Below are 14,471 nucleotides of genomic sequence, written 5' to 3' on the forward strand. Positions count from 1 at the left end.
GAGGTCACTGGCTTGAGCTTCTGAACCGATCGAACGGCTCGAAACGGCATTCTGGTGCCCAGAAGAGGATTGAGCTCTGCGCCTCTTCCATTTCATGATGTTGTAACACAGTGGCGTCACACACTGACAAATCCCGTTCCGTGTCCCGGAAAGTCCTCAGGGGGCTCGCCTAGGTCTTGGACTGAATGGCACAGCCGGCCGAATTCGGGATACGCAGTTTCGACGCGTCTTCGATCCTGTTGTTGGAATAGTGGGTGATTGATGGCTGTGATGATGGTTGTTGAAATTCTACCATTCGCGAATTTGCCCGTGGAGAAAGTGCCGTTAGTGAAAAACACGATGGATTGCGGCCAGAGGCGTTTTGGGTCCTGCCGGGACTCTAGCTCACTCAACGTAGTGCCGACCTCCCTGTGCCAGGGCACTCGATAAAATTCTGCGGTATCGTGTGGCAGGTTCACGTCAATGAATGTGATGCGCTCATGATCCGCTTGCTTGCCCAGCGCCTTCTGCACAAGTCGCAAAATTCCAGCCTGCTCTACGCCGCTGTCCGTCCGGTGCCGGCTTTTGGCCTCGACGGAATATGACTTCTGAGTGCTCTTGCTGGTGGCTGTAAATTCACAGTGCCTTCGCGTGGGGTCATCCTCTCGCTCGAATTCAATTGCAAAGCCCCCGCGCAAAAACGAGGCAGCCACAAAGACCTCGTATCGGGCACCCTGATAGAGCGACGGTTTCTTCAGACGCTCGATAAGCGCGGCTTGGACGCCAACATTGTCGGCTACGGTGAACAAGTCCCAGCTCAAATGAATAAACGCGTCCAATTCGCAGCTTACGCCTAAGAGCCGCGCCGTGCCCTCCCCCTCAGCGGTGACCAGGCGGGCAGCCATAAGTTGCTTGGCAAGGGAATGCTTCGGATTCTGCTTGTCGGTTTCAGCGTTGACGACGTGGCGGCCGATAACGCCTAATCCATAGGACAGGAGAAATTCGCGAAAGTTCCATGACAGCGGGACGCTGTAGATCACAGGGCCTGCTACCACCAATCGGTCGCCATCTAAGTCAAGTTGCAGCGGGGAACGTGACCCACCAAAGCGACTCAGCTGCTGCTGAAAATGACGGATACGCTCCTCAATGTCGGAATGGTCTGTCACAAACTCGTGCCTGTCACTGATGCGCCAACTATCTGCCGTCCAACAATTCAGCTATCTCGGTGGCGATTTCATCCGGAGTGTTGTCAAGGGTGCTACGTGCCACCTTGTCTACGAGGGACGGGCTAAAGCGCATTACGTCCGCTTTCGATACCTTGTGCCATATCGGCAGCAACTGTTGTTCACCGTTCACCGATCGGCTCACGATCCCGTCCAATTCGTAGTTCGTCCAACCCTTCTTGAAAAAAGCTTCCGACAGAATGACCAAGCCCACACGGCTGTTTGCAAGCCCATGGTCAATCTTGCGACGAAGGCTGTCCCCTATTCGAAGCTCAAATTCGTCATACCAAACTTTGAGTCCCCGCGAGCGAATCGCAGTCGCCAGTTCTCGAACTATTTCTTCTTTGTCTTCCGACGCGTGGGAAATGAATACGTCATATGCCCCAGCGAGGGCTAGGGCCTCAGGAGCAACGTCGCGGACAAGGCTGGGCACCGTCGAAAGCGGGGCCTCTCGAATTTCGGGAAGAGGCCCGGGGATTTTCCTAACCGACGACCTTGTACCATTTCGCAAGCCGTCCACATCGACGGTGACATACCAGTGACTTGAGTGTGGGACTTGAAGCCTAACGGGGGAGCGTGTCGCAAGCCCCCCTTGAAAACGATAAGAGCGGCCCTGCTTAAATGCAGAAAAGTTGGAATTATCCATTAGTCGGACGTTTGCGCCGTTGGTCAAAGTGACTTCGATTATTTCGCCACGCGAGCAGTGGCCCAAGTCGTATTGTGTGAATTGCATTGTCTTACCCCATCACAGGCTTCCGATTTATGAAGTGAGTCGGGGCAAAACTGGAGTCCCATCGTAGCTGGTCCCCTGAAACTTAGGGATCTTCCCGTTGCGCGAGGTCTTAGGACTAAACAGGCGGCCAGAGACAACTTGGGATCGGTCGCTACGCCGCGTCTCGTTGCCCTTGGCAACGCGAAGCTTTACTAAGAGTGGGCCTCCGAACGACTCGCAAAGTCCGTCAAATGCAGCACTTACAAGCCCTATTTGAGCGCTTCTTGGCTGAAGCTGATGCGTTCGCCGAGGCGCACGTTTCCCCCTCCTTTCACTATATCGCTTACCGGGAGGATCAGACCTGGAATCTGTTTCGGGGCCGTCTGTTTCTATCCAGTGATCCCGATGTCCCCCTTAAGCCAACGTTTAGTACGCCCCGGATTCGTGTGGGCGAATTCCGCTTGGCGAACGGCAAGGAAGCTGTGCGCGATGTGTTCGAAGAGTTTTGCGCGGGACAGATCAACACTCCTGACGGGCCGCTTGCCTTGTCGTTTGACGAAACACAACGATCAAGGTTCATTCCATTCCACGAGGAGGGCATAGCCGCGCAGAATCGGCTTAGCGTTCTCATCATCGAGCCGACCCAGATGGCTATGCCTTTCGCCGTCCCCGATGTTGATTGGGAATTGCGCTCGGCAGAGGTGCCCTTCGACAACGTTGGGGAACTATCAACGTATTTCAACATGGGCTTTCCGCAATCGCGGGGCGTTGTCTTCGAGATGATCGCCAACCCCGTCGCGTGGGTGGTTTACGCTTCTCCGATATCCGGCAAGACAGCCAGTCCGACAGTTCAGATGAGTCCTAGCCTCGATCCTGCAAGCGTCAGCTTGGGCATTCGTATAGAGAGTGGTGGCCGAGTGGTAGAACGCTATGTCATCCCCGGCGCAGAGTTGTCATGGTCACGTGACGGAAACTTCCTGCGCGGCGTGAAGGAGATACCCATCCCGGAGGGAGCGTTGGTGCAATGCATTGTCCGATATCGTGACCGAGCTGTGCACTTTGCTTGGATCAGAGATCAAAACCAGAGTCAGAACATACGGAGAGTGGTCTTCGAGACCTTCGACCCGCAGTCCAGCATACTGGCAGATTTTCTTTTCGCAGACCCCGGAAAATCCAAGTCAATGCGGTCTTCTGATTTTGAGCAGGCAGTCGCTTGGTTGCTCGGGTATCTTGGTTTCTCGGTCGCCCACCTAGGCAACTCTCCGAGGATGACTGACGGGCCCGACGTACTGGCTTTTACCCCTCAGGGGCGACTAGCAGTTATCGAGTGCACAACAGGTCTATTGCGGACGGAGAACAAGCTGGCCAACCTTGTGGCGCGAGTGAACCGCGTAAAGGAAGCCTTGCGGGTCTCAATTCACAGCGGGGTGAAGCCGTTACCCGTCATCGTAACGTCGAGAACTCGTGAAGAGATAGCTGCGGAGGTCGAGACTGCTGAGCAGCTTGGCGTCTTCGTAGTCACCCGGGAAGGATTACTTGAGGCGTTGAACGTCCGCTCTCCAATGCAACCCGATGCGGACAGGATGTTTGTAGAGGCCGAGAAATATCTAGCAGCTAAACGCGAGACAGCCGCAGCGACGGCTATCCCAAATCTTGCAACTCTCCAATGAAAATTGAGGCAAAAATGTACGGCCCCATCTCGCCTGAGCGTGGGGCGAGACTTCCCCCCCGTACCCCTATTGGCGCTGCACGGGAAAGCGCCACGGCCTATCGGTGCGACAAGACCAAAGGTGACTCTCGTAGGCCTTGGCATACGGTTTCCAAATAGCCGGTCACTTGGGCTTGGCGCATCTTGATTTCCCTTGGAGCGGAGGCCCGCAGCGACACGCGGACAGTATATCCTTGGAGGTGACCGTTTTCTTTACGATCTGCCGGCCAACCGGAATGTGGAGCGTGATGCCTACCGCACGTCCGCCGGAATGCGCTGATTGAATTGCTAGTTGATGGTGCCTGTTCGCTTCATGGATCTGACCAGACGGAAATGCATTGCTGCACACCTTTGTAACACACAAGGCGAGCGCATTGAATTCAAAAGGCTTATCTTCTTGATCCCGTTGGTAGTCGGGAAAAATGGTGCCCAGAAGAGGACTCGAACCTCCACTCCTTGCGGAACACGGACCTGAACCGTGCGCGTCTACCAATTCCGCCATCTGGGCTGGTGCGGGCTCAATAAGCGGGCAAGCGATTGCTGTCAACGCGCTTTTTGGAACAGGACGCCAAAAGCTGGGAAGTCGCTTTAGCAAAGCTGGTGGAGGCCCGCCACCGCAACTCGCCAGCCGTCAGCCTTCCAGCACTTCCTTCGAGGCCACGGTCGAATCGGTGTTGAGCTGGTAGATGACAGGCACGCCGGTGCCGAGCTCCAGCTTGACGATCTCCTCGCCCGACTTGCCGTCCAGCGCCATGATCAGCGAACGCAGCGAATTGCCGTGGGCGGCGACCAGCACGGTGCCGCCGCGCAGCACATGCGGCTGCAGATCGTGCAGGTAGTAGGGCCAGACGCGGGCGCCGGTGTCCTTCAGGCTTTCGCCGGCGGGCGGCGGCACGTCGTAGGAGCGGCGCCAGACATGCACCTGCTCCTCGCCCCATTTCTTGCGCGCATCGTCCTTGTTGAGACCGGAGAGGTCGCCATAGTCGCGCTCGTTGAGCGCCTGGTCGCGAATGGTCTTCAGGTCGCTCTGGCCGACGGCGTCGAGAATGTGCTGGCAAGTCTTCTGCGCCCGGACCAGTGCCGAGGTGAAGGCAATGTCGAATTTCAGGCCGCGCGCCTTGAGCTTCTGGCCGGCGGCCTTGGCCTCGGCATGGCCCTGCTCGGTCAGGTCGACGTCACGCCAGCCGGTGAACAGGTTTTTCAAATTCCATTCGCTCTGGCCGTGGCGCACGAGCACGAGAGTTCTCGACATTTTTGCTCCTCTGGGGTCTGAGCATTCCAGGAAAACTGTGTAGCGGTTTTCCGTCCGGACTTGCGTAAGAACGAAGATGGTTCAGGGTCGTTTCAGGCAAGCCCGAGCACATCCCGCATTGAGTAAAGGCCCGGCTTCCTGCCGCGCGCCCAAAGTGCGGCCTTGACCGCGCCGCGGGCAAAGATGGCGCGGTCCTCGGCATGGTGAGACAGCGTGATGCGCTCGCCGGTGCCGGCCAGGATCACGCTGTGGTCGCCGACCACCGAGCCGCCGCGCAGCGCGGCGAAACCGATCGAGCCGGTTTGTCGCACACCCGTGTGGCCGTCGCGTGAACGCACATCATTGCCGGCCAGTGCAATGCCGCGCCCGGCGGCGGCGGCCTCGCCGAGCAGAAGCGCGGTGCCCGAAGGCGCGTCGACCTTGTGCCTGTGGTGCATTTCAAGGATCTCGATGTCGAAATCATCGGCATCGAGCGCGCGCGCCGCCTGTTCGACCAGCACCGCCAGCAGGTTGACGCCGAGGCTCATATTGCCCGACTTGACGATGGTCGCGTGGCGCGCGGCGGCAGCGATTTTCGCATTGTCGTCGGCCGAACAGCCGGTCGTGCCGATGACATGGACGACGCGCGCCTGCGCCGCGTAGCCGGCGAACTCGACCGTCGAGGCCGGGGTGGTGAAATCGAGCACGCCGTCGGCCCTGGCGAAGACCGGCAGCGGATCGCTGCCGATCGGCACATCGATGCGGCCGACGCCTGCAAGTTCGCCTGCATCCTTGCCCAGATGAGGCGAATCCGCGCGTTCGACCGCGCCGATGACGCGGGCGCCCGGAATGGCATGGATGGCGCGGATCAGCGTCTGGCCCATGCGGCCGGCCGCGCCGACCACCACAAGTCCCATATCGCTTGCCGGCTCGCCTGATATTGCCGATGTTTCGCTCATGCCGTGCTCCCGGCGATGTTCCCGGTCTCTAATTCCTGAACCGAAATCTCGGCCGGCGCGCTGTCGTCGACAAGCCCCAGGCCCTTGACCCCCTGTATCCGGTGGAAACGGGCATAGACGCCGTGCGGGTCGGCCATCAGCGAGGCGTGCGTACCCTCTTCGACCAGATGGCCCTGTTCCAGCACGATGATGTGGTCGGCATTGACCACGGTCGACAGGCGGTGCGCGATGACGATGGTGGTGCGCCCTTCCATGACCTTGGTGAGCGCCTGCTGGACACGGGCTTCGGCCTCGTTGTCGAGCGCCGATGTCGCCTCGTCGAGCAACAGGATCGGCGCCTGGCGCACGATGGCACGGGCGATCGATACACGCTGGCGCTGGCCGCCGGAGAGTGTGGCGCCATTCTCGCCGACCGGCGTGTCATAGCCTTGCGGCTGCTGGCGGATGAACTCGTCGGCCGCGGCCAGGCGCGCGGCCTGTTCGATCTCGGCGTCGGTCGCCGAGGGGCGGCCATAGCGGATGTTGTCGCGGATGGTGCCTTCGAACAGATAGGGCGCCTGCGAGACATAGGCGATCGAGCCGCGCAGCGACTGTTTGGTGACCTTGGAAATGTCCTGGCCGTCGATCTCGATCGTGCCGCTCTCGACGTCGTAGAAGCGCTGCAGCAGCGCCACCAGCGTCGTCTTGCCGGCGCCGGACGCACCGATGACGGCGGTCATCTTGCCGGCGGCGGCGACGAAACTCAGACCCTGAAGGACAGGCGCCTCCTCGACATAGCGGAAGGACACGTTGCTGAAGCGTACTTCGCCGGTGGTGAAATGTGCCTGTGTGGCGCCTGGAGCGTCGCCCTGCTTCGGCTCGAGGTCGAGCAGTTCGTAGATCATGCGCGCGTTGACCAGCGCCCGTTCCATGCCGACCTGCATGCGCGCCAGGCGCCGCGCCGGGTCATAGGCCAGGATCAGCGCGGTGATGAACGAGAAGACCGCGCCCGGCGGCTGGCCCAGAACCAGCGCCCGGTAACCGGAATAGGCGATGACGGAGGTGACGGCGAGACCAGCCAGCATGTCGGAGATCGGCGACAGCCGTTCGGAGACGCGGGCAATCTTGTTGGAGCGCTGTTCGGCGTCGTTGGCGAGCTTGCCGATGCGGCCCGACAGCTCGTCCTCCATGGTGAAGGCCTTGACGATGGCGATGCCTTGCGTGGCTTCCTGAACCGCGCCGATCAGCCGCGAATTGATGAGCACCGATTCCCGGGTTATGCGCCGTACGCGGCGGGTGAGGTAGACGACGGCCCAGATCAGCGGCGGCCCGATCAGCAGCGAACTGAGCGACAGGACCGGATCCTGGTAGACCATGACGCCGAGAAGCCCGATCAGCGTCACGGCGTCACGGGTAATCGAGGTCAGCGTCAACGACAGCAGGTCGCGGATGCCGCCGACGTTTTCGTTGACCTGCGCCGCCAGCCGGCCGGAGCGTGTGTCGTTGAAGAAGCCGACGCCGAGCTTCATCAGGTGATCGAAGATGCGCTTCTGGTAGCGCGCCACCAGATTGTTGCCGATCTTGGCCAGCGCCACCGCCTGGCCATAGCCGGCGAAGCCGCGCAGCAGGAAGGCCGCCATGAAGCCGGCGCAGATCCAGACGATCGCATCGCCACGCCGTTCGTAGAAGATCTGGTTGACCATCGGGGCCATGATCCAGGCCGTGAAGGCGGTCGTGCCCGAAACGATCAGCGAGCAGGTGATGACCATCACATAGGTCCAGCGATAGTCATGGCTGTTCTCAGCGAGAATGCGGCGCAGCACCGCTGTGACCTCGCCGGGCCGGGCTTTCAGCTTGTTTGGAGTTTGAAGTGTCAAATCAGAGGGCTTTGTCGGTTTCGGCTTCCCGTGGCCGGGCAATTCGGCACCCCTATTAACGCCAAGCAGCCGGCTTGCCTATGCCTTGGGGTGACTAACTTCGTCGCGCCAGCGCCGGCCCGATGTCTGGACACCGAACAGCGAGGGGTTCCTGGCATAGGCGGCAAGGCCGAGGAGCGCCGCCAGCGGATGGGTGATGACATAGACCGGCATGGTGCGCATCAGCGCGCCGTGCGGCGCCTTGTCCTCGAAGGCGGCGCGGAAATTGCCCTTCTTCAGCGCCGGTACGATCTTTTGCGCGATGCCGCCGGTGAGGAACACGCCGCCCCGGCTCATGAACACCAAGGCAAGGTCGCCGGCGGTGCGGCCAAGGCAGGTGACGAAAGTCTCCAGCGCTTCCTGCGCCACAGGATCGGTCTTGGCCAGCGCCGCAGCGGTGACCTCGGCTGGCGTGGTGAAGGGCGATGGCTTGCCGTCCGCCCTGGCCACCGCCCGGTAGACGTTGACGAGGCCTCGCCCGGACAGGATCTGCTCGCCCGAAATGCGGCCGTCGAGCTTCTCGATGTGCGGGAATACCTGGAAATCGCGGGCCGAACGCGGCCCGATGTCCATATGGCCGCCTTCGCCGGGCACCGGTATCCAGTGATGCAGCGCGTGGACCAGCCCGGCGACGCCGAGCCCGGTTCCCGGTCCCAGCACGACGCGGCCGGCATTGGGCTCCGGCGTGCCGCCGCCGATCTTTTCCATCTGCTCTTCGCCGAGCGCGACGACGGCCAGCGCCTGCGCCTCGAAATCGTTGAGCACGACGATGTCGCTCAGGCCGAGGCTGGCGAACATCTGCCGGGGCTTGACGACCCAGGGACAGTTGGTGAGTTCGATCTCGTCGCCATCGACCGGACCGGCCACCGCCAGCACAGCCGAATTGGGTCGGACCGAGGAGCGATTGAGCACGGCCGACTGGATCGCCTCGTCGATGGTGCTGTAATTGGCGGTCTGGACGATGGTCGGCTCGCCGGCCTCGGAATTGGCGTCGAGCACGATCGAAAAGCGCGCATTGGTGCCGCCGATATCGCCGATCAGGATCGGAAACCGCAGCAAAGTCTCGTCATCGCCTGTGCTTGGCATGCTCTCGTCCGTCCCCCGGCGCCCTCGATGGCATTTCGCCGTTCTTCCGTTGACTAGCGCATGAGTTTGAAAAGGGAAACGGTTTTCGGACCCGGCGACGCGCAGGGAGAGGTTCTGCGGCCAAACGGCCACTGTTTCATGAAAGCAGGCAGCTAAACCGATTGAGCTTGCCGACGGCGCCCGACAATCACTTCGCGGGCGGGCGTGGACGCGGCACCGGCACGCCTACCTCGGGTGTCGCCGTGAAGGCGTTCAACGCGCTTGGCAGGCCGGCCGTGCTGCTGGCCGTGACGGCGGGCAGCGATGGCGTTTCGGGTACGGGCGCGGGCGCCACCGCGATCGGCACCGTGTCGCCGTGATAGGTCGCGGCCTCGGCCGAGGCAGGCCCCGGCGCGTCGAGCACCGCGCGGCATTCCTTGGGCAGGTTGGCCATCGTCATCAGGTCGCGGGCCTTGGGCGCATCCGGGTTCTTGTTGGGCCGCCACGGCTCCTGCGTGAACCACCAGGCCAGCGGCTTGCCGCAGCCGTCATCATCCGGTGTCGCTTCCTGCGCCTTGCAATTGGGCGAGCCCGGCTGACAGCCGATGCGCATGTGAAAATGATAATCGTGGCCCCAGAACGGCCTGATCTTGCGCAGCCAGGAGCGGTCGCCCTTGACGGTGTCGCAGAGCTTCTTCTTGATGCCCGGATTGACCAGGATGCGCTCGACCTGCGGATAGCTCGCCGCGCGCTTCAGCAACGCCGTATGCCGCGGCGTCCACAGCGCATCCTTCACCAGATGCGTCTTGTCGTCGACCATCAGCGTGGCGCTCATGGTCTCGCGCCGCGCCCTGCTCATCGTGCGGTCGGGCATCGGCGTCAGCCAGATGTCGGCGTCGAGCCCGATCTGGTGCGAGGCATGGCCGGTCAGCATCGGGCCGCCGCGCGGCTGCGCGATGTCGCCGATCAGCAGGCCGGGCCAACCGTCGGCGACGGCATCGCGCGACAATCTCTCGATCAGGGCGATCAGCGCCGGATGGCCCCAGCGGCGATTGCGCGATGGACGCATTACCTGCCAGGTCGGGCCATCCATGGGGATGGCGACGCCGCCGGAAAAACAGCCCTTGGAATAGAAGCCGAATGATTGCGCCGCGGCAGCCGTCGGCAGTTTCTCGGCGCCGAACAGGTCTTTTGCCCGTTCCTCGGCCGCTGCGGGCTGCGCGGCGAGACCTGCCAGGGCCAGCGCTGCCGCCAACACCGAATTTCTGGCGCCAGGCGATCGCGTCGATGATTTCATGAACCGCACCCCCGTGCCTCCAACGCCGAATCATACCACGCCAAGCGCCGCGCTTCGATCATCCTAATCCCTTCGCGGCCTTCATCGGACTGCGCGGCGCGCCATCGCGCCAGTCGCCGCTTGCCCACATATGGTCGAAGGCGGCGCGATAGTCGGGAAAGCGAAACCGATAGCCCGCCGCCTTGATCGCCGCGTTGGCGACCCGCTTGTTCTCGCCATAGAAGGACCGCGCCAAGGGCGAAAGTTGGGCGGTCTCGAAGGGAATTTCAGGCGGCGGCGCGACACCCATCAGCGAAGCGGCATAAGCGACGACATCCTGCGGCGGCGCCGGCTCATCGTCGGTGACGTTGAAGATGCCGCCCGTATTGCCGCCGATCAGATGCCACAGCGCGCCCGATATGTCGTCGCAATGGATGCGGTTGAAGACCTGGTCCGGCTTGACCAGCCGCCTGGCCGTGCCGTTTTCCAGATTGACCAGCGCGTTGCGGCCCGGACCGTAAATGCCCGACAGCCGCAGGATCGCCACCGGCCGGTCGATGTCCTCGCCAAGCGTCAACCAGTCCTGCTCGGCCTCGACCCGCATCGTCGAGCGCTTCGAAACCGGCCGGCACGCGGCCGTTTCATCGACCCAGGCACCGCCATGATCGCCATAGACCCCGACGGTCGAGAGATAGCCGATCCATTGCAGGTCAGGCATCCCTGCGATCGCCTCGCGGGCGGCATTCAGCACGGGATCGCCGGCTTCCTCCGGAGCGACGGAAATCACCAGATGGGTGGTTTTCTCCAGCGCTTCGCCGATTTCGCCGGTTAGCGCGCCATCGAACAGCAGCGGGCCGATGCCGGCTTGGCGCAGCGCTTCGAATTTTTCCTCGGAGCGTGTCGTGCCGAAGATCNGGGCGGCTCCCCTATTGGCGCGGCCAAAGGCCTTGCCCGAATAGCCGGCACCGAAGATGAGGATCCGCTTTTCGTTCATGCATGCATCCTGTTTGGCCGTGCCAGGCGCCATTCCTCGCGGACGGCGCCATCGCCCTCGCTCTTCAGGCCGTTCGCGGCCCGTTCGGCATATTCGGTTTCCGGCACCAGCCGCGCCAGCGCCCATATTGCCGCGCCCCGCACCAGCGGCGAGGCGTCGCCGAGCAGGTCCCGGACGCTATCGGCAAGCGCGGCCTCGCCGGAATTGCCGGCGGCGATCAGCACGTTGCGGACAAAGCGGTCGCGGCCGATGCGTTTGATCGGCGAGCCGGAAAAGAAGGCGCGGAAGGCAGCATCGTCGAGGGCCAAAAGGTCGGCGAGTTCAGGCTCGCGCAAATCGTCGCGCGCGGCGAGCTTGGCCTCCGAAGCCGCACTTGCGAACTTGTTCCACGGGCAAGCCGCGAGGCAGTCGTCGCAGCCATAGATGCGGTTGCCGATCGCCTCGCGGAATTCATGCGGGATCGGCCCCTTGTTCTCGATGGTGAGATAGGAGATGCAGCGCCGCGCATCGAGCCGATAAGGCGCCGGAAACGCGTCGGTCGGGCAGGCGTCGAGGCAGGCGCGGCAGGAGCCGCAATGGTCGATCTCGGCGCTATCCGGCACCAGCTCGGCCGTGGTGAAGATGGTGCCGAGGAACAGCCACGAGCCGTGCACGCGGCTGACCAGATTGGTGTGCTTGCCTTGCCAGCCCAGCCCTGCTGCCTCCGCCAGCGGCTTTTCCATGACGGGTGCGGTATCGACGAAGACCTTCACGTCGCCGCCGGCGCGCGCGACGATCTTGCCGGCGATTTCCTTCAGCCGACCTTTCATCACCTCGTGATAGTCGCGGTTTTTCGCATAGACCGAGATCGCAGCCCGGTCGCGCCGGGCCAGCACGTTGCGCGGATCATGGTCAGGCCCATAATTCATCGCCAGCACGACGATCGAGCGCACGTCGGGCCACAGCGTGGAAGGCTCGCTACGGCGCGCAATCGTTTCGGCGATCCAGTCCATGGTGCCGTGAAAGCCGTCGGCGACGAATTCGGCCAGCCGGGCCGGCGCCAGCGGGATCGCATCGGGAGTGGTGACGGCAACGGCATCGAAGCCGGCGCGCCGCGCCTCCGCGTCGATCAGCGCACGCAGTTTTGACGCGTCAGAAGTCGAGGTCCGCATAGTGCGACACCGGCGACAGGCCGCGCACGCGGTCGGTCAGGAGCGGCCGGAACGAAGGCCGCGATTTCACCCGCGTGTACCATTCGCGCGCGGCGGGGTGTTCGCGCCAGTCGATCTCGCCGAGATAGTCGAGCACCGACAACGTCGCGGCGGCCGCCAGATCGGCATAGGTGACCCTGCCGCCGGCCAGCCAATGACGGGTGCCGGCCAGCCAGTTGGTGTATTTCATGTGCTGGCGGATGTTGGCGCGCGCGGCGCGGATGGCGCCCGAATCGGGCGAGCCGCCGCCCGCCGTTTCCGGCATCACCGGCTTCAACACGCGCTCGCGCACCAGATGGCGCGTCACTTCGCTTTCGGCCTTGTTGAGATACCAGTCGATCAGCCTGCGGATTTCGGCGCGCTGCATCGGGTCCTCGGCGAACAGCCGCTTGTCGCGCTTGAGCACACCGCGCGTCTCGTCGAGATATTCCGAGATCACCGTCGCACCGATGATCGGCACGTCGCCCTCGGCCAGCAGGATCGGCAGCGTGCCGGCCGGATTCAGCGCCAGAAACTCCTTGCGCCGCGTCCACGGCTTTTCCTCGATCAGCGCCAGCTCCTCGCCATACTCGCCAAAGGCGAGGCGGACGAAGCGGCAGGTGGCGAACATGGGATGGTGGAAAAGCGTCAGCATGGTTCCGCGATGATAAAGCGCACTAATGTGGTTTGGATTTGAAGTTCCTGCCCCTCAATGGCATCCGCGTTCAGGAACTTCAAATCCAAACCACATTAGAACTCAAAGTTGACAGTGTGGCTCAGAATCCGGAATTCGCGCATCGCGCTCGTCCGGAGTGTGGCGAATTCCGGATTGCCACACTGGCGAATCGCAGGGCGCACCGGTAAGTCTTGGCCGCCCGGTTAGCGGGCCGTCAGGGGTGTTGCGACCTATAGGGGGACTTCGGCGCCATGACAAGCAAGCCATTCTGTTAGCCGTCACGCCAACGCCGAGGTAGAAATGGAAAGCCAGACCATCGTCGAAGCCCTGCTGCTTGGCCTGCTGGAAGGGTTGACCGAATTCATACCGGTGTCTTCGACCGGCCATATCCTGCTCGCCGGCCATTTCCTCGGCTTCCAGTCGACCGGCAAGGCCTTCGAGATCCTGATCCAGCTCGGCGCCATCCTGGCGATCCTCAGCGTCTATTTCCGGCGCCTGTGGCAGATGCTGCTCGACCTGCCGCATGACCGGCTGACGCGGCATTTCGTCATCGGGATCCTCATTGCCTTCCTGCCGGCCGCGGTCATCGGCGCGTTGGCGCACGACTTCATCAAGACGGTGCTGTTCGAATCGCCAAGACTGATCTGCATCATGCTGATCATCGGCGGCGTGGTGCTGCTGGTCGTCGACCGCATGAACCTCAAGCCGGTCTATCGCGACGTCGAGCGCTTTCCGACCAGGCTTTACCTGCAGATTGGGCTTTTCCAGTGCCTGTCGTTGATCCCCGGCACATCGCGCTCGGGTTCGACCATCGTCGGCGCGCTGCTCCTGGGTGTCGACAAGCGGGCGGCGGCGGAATTTTCCTTCTTCCTCGCCATCCCGACCATGGTCGGCGCGTTCGCCTTCGACCTGTTCAAGAACCGCAACGTGCTGACCTCGGCCGACCTGCCGATCATCGCCATCGGCTTCGTCGCCGCCTTCGTCACGGCGTTGTTCGTGGTGCGCTTCCTGCTCGATTACGTCTCGCGCAACGGCTACTCGCTGTTCGGCTGGTGGCGGCTGGTGGTGGGTGTTGTCGGCCTGGTGACGTTGATGATCTGGGGGTGAGGAGCGGTCCGCACCTCCGCGCCTTCGTCATCCACGGGTCTCCGCGACGTCGCTTCGCTCCTGCTCCGCCCATGGATGACGAAGCATGTTTTGCCGCTCTCAACTCCTCCCATAAAACGCATTCGGGACATGCACGGGCCAGCGCCAGGGCAGCACGGCAACCATGTCGAAGCGCATCGACAGCCTGCCATAGTCCGGCTGGCGCGACAGCCAAATGTCGGCCGCACCCTCGATACGGCGCTCCGATTCGTGGCCGATCGCGTCCATGGCTTCGATCAGCGTGCGGCGCGCCTTGACCTCGACGAACAGCACCAGGTCGCCGCGCCGCGCGATCAGGTCGATCTCGCCAAAGCGCGTGCGGTGGCGGCGCGCCAGGATCCGGTAGCCTTTCAGCATCAGCGCGGCAGCCGCCAGCCATTCGCCGCGATGGCCGCGCCGGTAGGCCTTTTGGCGGCTGGCGCTCGGGCGTTCAGCCAT

13 protein-coding genes and 1 tRNA gene are annotated in these 14,471 nt (G+C 62.6%); 2 read left to right on the forward strand and 12 right to left on the reverse strand.

The features are described 5' to 3' along the window. Positions 1-116: 116 nt before the first annotated feature. Both M653_RS0106170 and M653_RS0106175 read right to left on the reverse strand, forming a co-directional pair. The gene (locus M653_RS0106170) at positions 117-1,145 is read right to left on the reverse strand and encodes a hypothetical protein (RefSeq protein WP_032935039.1); all 1,029 of its coding nucleotides are present in this window, start codon (positions 1,143-1,145) and stop codon (positions 117-119) included. Positions 1,146-1,173: 28 nt separating this feature from the next. Beyond that, on the reverse strand, positions 1,174-1,935 hold the full coding sequence (locus M653_RS0106175; protein ID WP_027142540.1) for a DUF1883 domain-containing protein: 762 nt from the start codon (positions 1,933-1,935) through the stop codon (positions 1,174-1,176). Positions 1,936-2,198: 263 nt separating this feature from the next. On the opposite strand from M653_RS0106175, the gene M653_RS0106180 reads away from it, so the two are divergent. After that, a complete protein-coding gene (locus M653_RS0106180) occupies positions 2,199-3,584 on the forward strand; it encodes a hypothetical protein (RefSeq protein ID WP_156938154.1) in 1,386 nt (461 codons plus the stop codon). A 461-nt stretch (positions 3,585-4,045) separates the two neighbouring features. Here M653_RS0106180 and M653_RS0106185 read toward each other — a convergent pair. The 9 genes from M653_RS0106185 to M653_RS0106225 form a co-directional block, all read right to left on the reverse strand. Next, positions 4,046-4,130 (reverse strand) — tRNA-Leu (locus M653_RS0106185). Positions 4,131-4,253: 123 nt separating this feature from the next. Continuing rightward, the gene (locus M653_RS0106190) at positions 4,254-4,874 is read right to left on the reverse strand and encodes a 2,3-bisphosphoglycerate-dependent phosphoglycerate mutase (RefSeq protein ID WP_027142542.1); all 621 of its coding nucleotides are present in this window, start codon (positions 4,872-4,874) and stop codon (positions 4,254-4,256) included. A 92-nt stretch (positions 4,875-4,966) separates the two neighbouring features. Continuing rightward, on the reverse strand, positions 4,967-5,812 hold the full coding sequence (dapB, locus tag M653_RS0106195) for a 4-hydroxy-tetrahydrodipicolinate reductase (protein ID WP_032935040.1): 846 nt from the start codon (positions 5,810-5,812) through the stop codon (positions 4,967-4,969). Then, on the reverse strand, positions 5,809-7,668 hold the full coding sequence (locus tag M653_RS0106200) for an ABC transporter ATP-binding protein (protein ID WP_027142544.1): 1,860 nt from the start codon (positions 7,666-7,668) through the stop codon (positions 5,809-5,811). Before M653_RS0106200 ends, dapB begins: the two co-directional genes overlap by 4 nt. A gap of 78 nt (positions 7,669-7,746) precedes the next feature. Continuing rightward, positions 7,747-8,793 carry a glucokinase gene (locus tag M653_RS0106205; protein WP_027142545.1) on the reverse strand — a complete coding sequence of 349 codons (1,047 nt, stop codon included), beginning with the start codon at positions 8,791-8,793 and terminating at the stop codon, positions 7,747-7,749. Positions 8,794-8,980: 187 nt separating this feature from the next. Then, positions 8,981-10,069 carry a penicillin-insensitive murein endopeptidase gene (gene mepA, locus M653_RS0106210; protein ID WP_027142546.1) on the reverse strand — a complete coding sequence of 363 codons (1,089 nt, stop codon included), beginning with the start codon at positions 10,067-10,069 and terminating at the stop codon, positions 8,981-8,983. Between the two features lie 58 nt (positions 10,070-10,127). Further along, on the reverse strand, positions 10,128-11,042 hold the full coding sequence (locus M653_RS0106215; RefSeq protein ID WP_027142547.1) for an SDR family oxidoreductase: 915 nt from the start codon (positions 11,040-11,042) through the stop codon (positions 10,128-10,130). Continuing rightward, on the reverse strand, positions 11,039-12,193 hold the full coding sequence (gene queG / locus M653_RS0106220; protein ID WP_027142548.1) for a tRNA epoxyqueuosine(34) reductase QueG: 1,155 nt from the start codon (positions 12,191-12,193) through the stop codon (positions 11,039-11,041). The genes M653_RS0106215 and queG overlap by 4 nt, the downstream gene beginning before the upstream one ends. Beyond that, on the reverse strand, positions 12,174-12,866 hold the full coding sequence (locus tag M653_RS0106225) for a glutathione S-transferase family protein (RefSeq protein WP_015314714.1): 693 nt from the start codon (positions 12,864-12,866) through the stop codon (positions 12,174-12,176). Before M653_RS0106225 ends, queG begins: the two co-directional genes overlap by 20 nt. Positions 12,867-13,187: 321 nt before the next feature. On the opposite strand from M653_RS0106225, the gene M653_RS0106235 reads away from it, so the two are divergent. Then, positions 13,188-13,994, forward strand: a complete 807-nt coding sequence (locus M653_RS0106235) for an undecaprenyl-diphosphate phosphatase (protein WP_027142549.1) — start codon at positions 13,188-13,190, stop codon at positions 13,992-13,994. A gap of 99 nt (positions 13,995-14,093) precedes the next feature. Here the strand turns inward: M653_RS0106235 and M653_RS0106240 are convergent, their stop codons facing one another. Further along, positions 14,094-14,471: a YraN family protein gene (locus tag M653_RS0106240; RefSeq protein ID WP_027142550.1), complete on the reverse strand. Its 378-nt coding sequence runs from the start codon at positions 14,469-14,471 to the stop codon at positions 14,094-14,096.

This window comes from Mesorhizobium sp. WSM3626, from assembly GCF_000513935.1.
Taxonomy (GTDB): Bacteria; Pseudomonadota; Alphaproteobacteria; order Rhizobiales; family Rhizobiaceae; genus Mesorhizobium; species Mesorhizobium salmacidum.

Bases quoted from the DNA above. Each gene is read 5' to 3' on its own strand.
- M653_RS0106175 (WP_027142540.1), bottom strand. From the start codon at position 1,935: ATGCAATTCACACAATACGACTTGGGCCACTGCTCGCGTGGCGAAATA.
- M653_RS0106190 (WP_027142542.1), bottom strand. From the start codon at position 4,874: ATGTCGAGAACTCTCGTGCTCGTGCGCCACGGCCAGAGCGAATGGAAT.
- dapB (WP_032935040.1), bottom strand. From the start codon at position 5,812: ATGAGCGAAACATCGGCAATATCAGGCGAGCCGGCAAGCGATATGGGA.
- M653_RS0106205 (WP_027142545.1), bottom strand. From the start codon at position 8,793: ATGCCAAGCACAGGCGATGACGAGACTTTGCTGCGGTTTCCGATCCTG.
- mepA (WP_027142546.1), bottom strand. From the start codon at position 10,069: ATGAAATCATCGACGCGATCGCCTGGCGCCAGAAATTCGGTGTTGGCG.
- queG (WP_027142548.1), bottom strand. From the start codon at position 12,193: ATGCGGACCTCGACTTCTGACGCGTCAAAACTGCGTGCGCTGATCGAC.
- M653_RS0106225 (WP_015314714.1), bottom strand. From the start codon at position 12,866: ATGCTGACGCTTTTCCACCATCCCATGTTCGCCACCTGCCGCTTCGTC.
- M653_RS0106235 (WP_027142549.1), top strand. From the start codon at position 13,188: ATGGAAAGCCAGACCATCGTCGAAGCCCTGCTGCTTGGCCTGCTGGAA.
- M653_RS0106240 (WP_027142550.1), bottom strand. From the start codon at position 14,471: ATGGCTGAACGCCCGAGCGCCAGCCGCCAAAAGGCCTACCGGCGCGGC.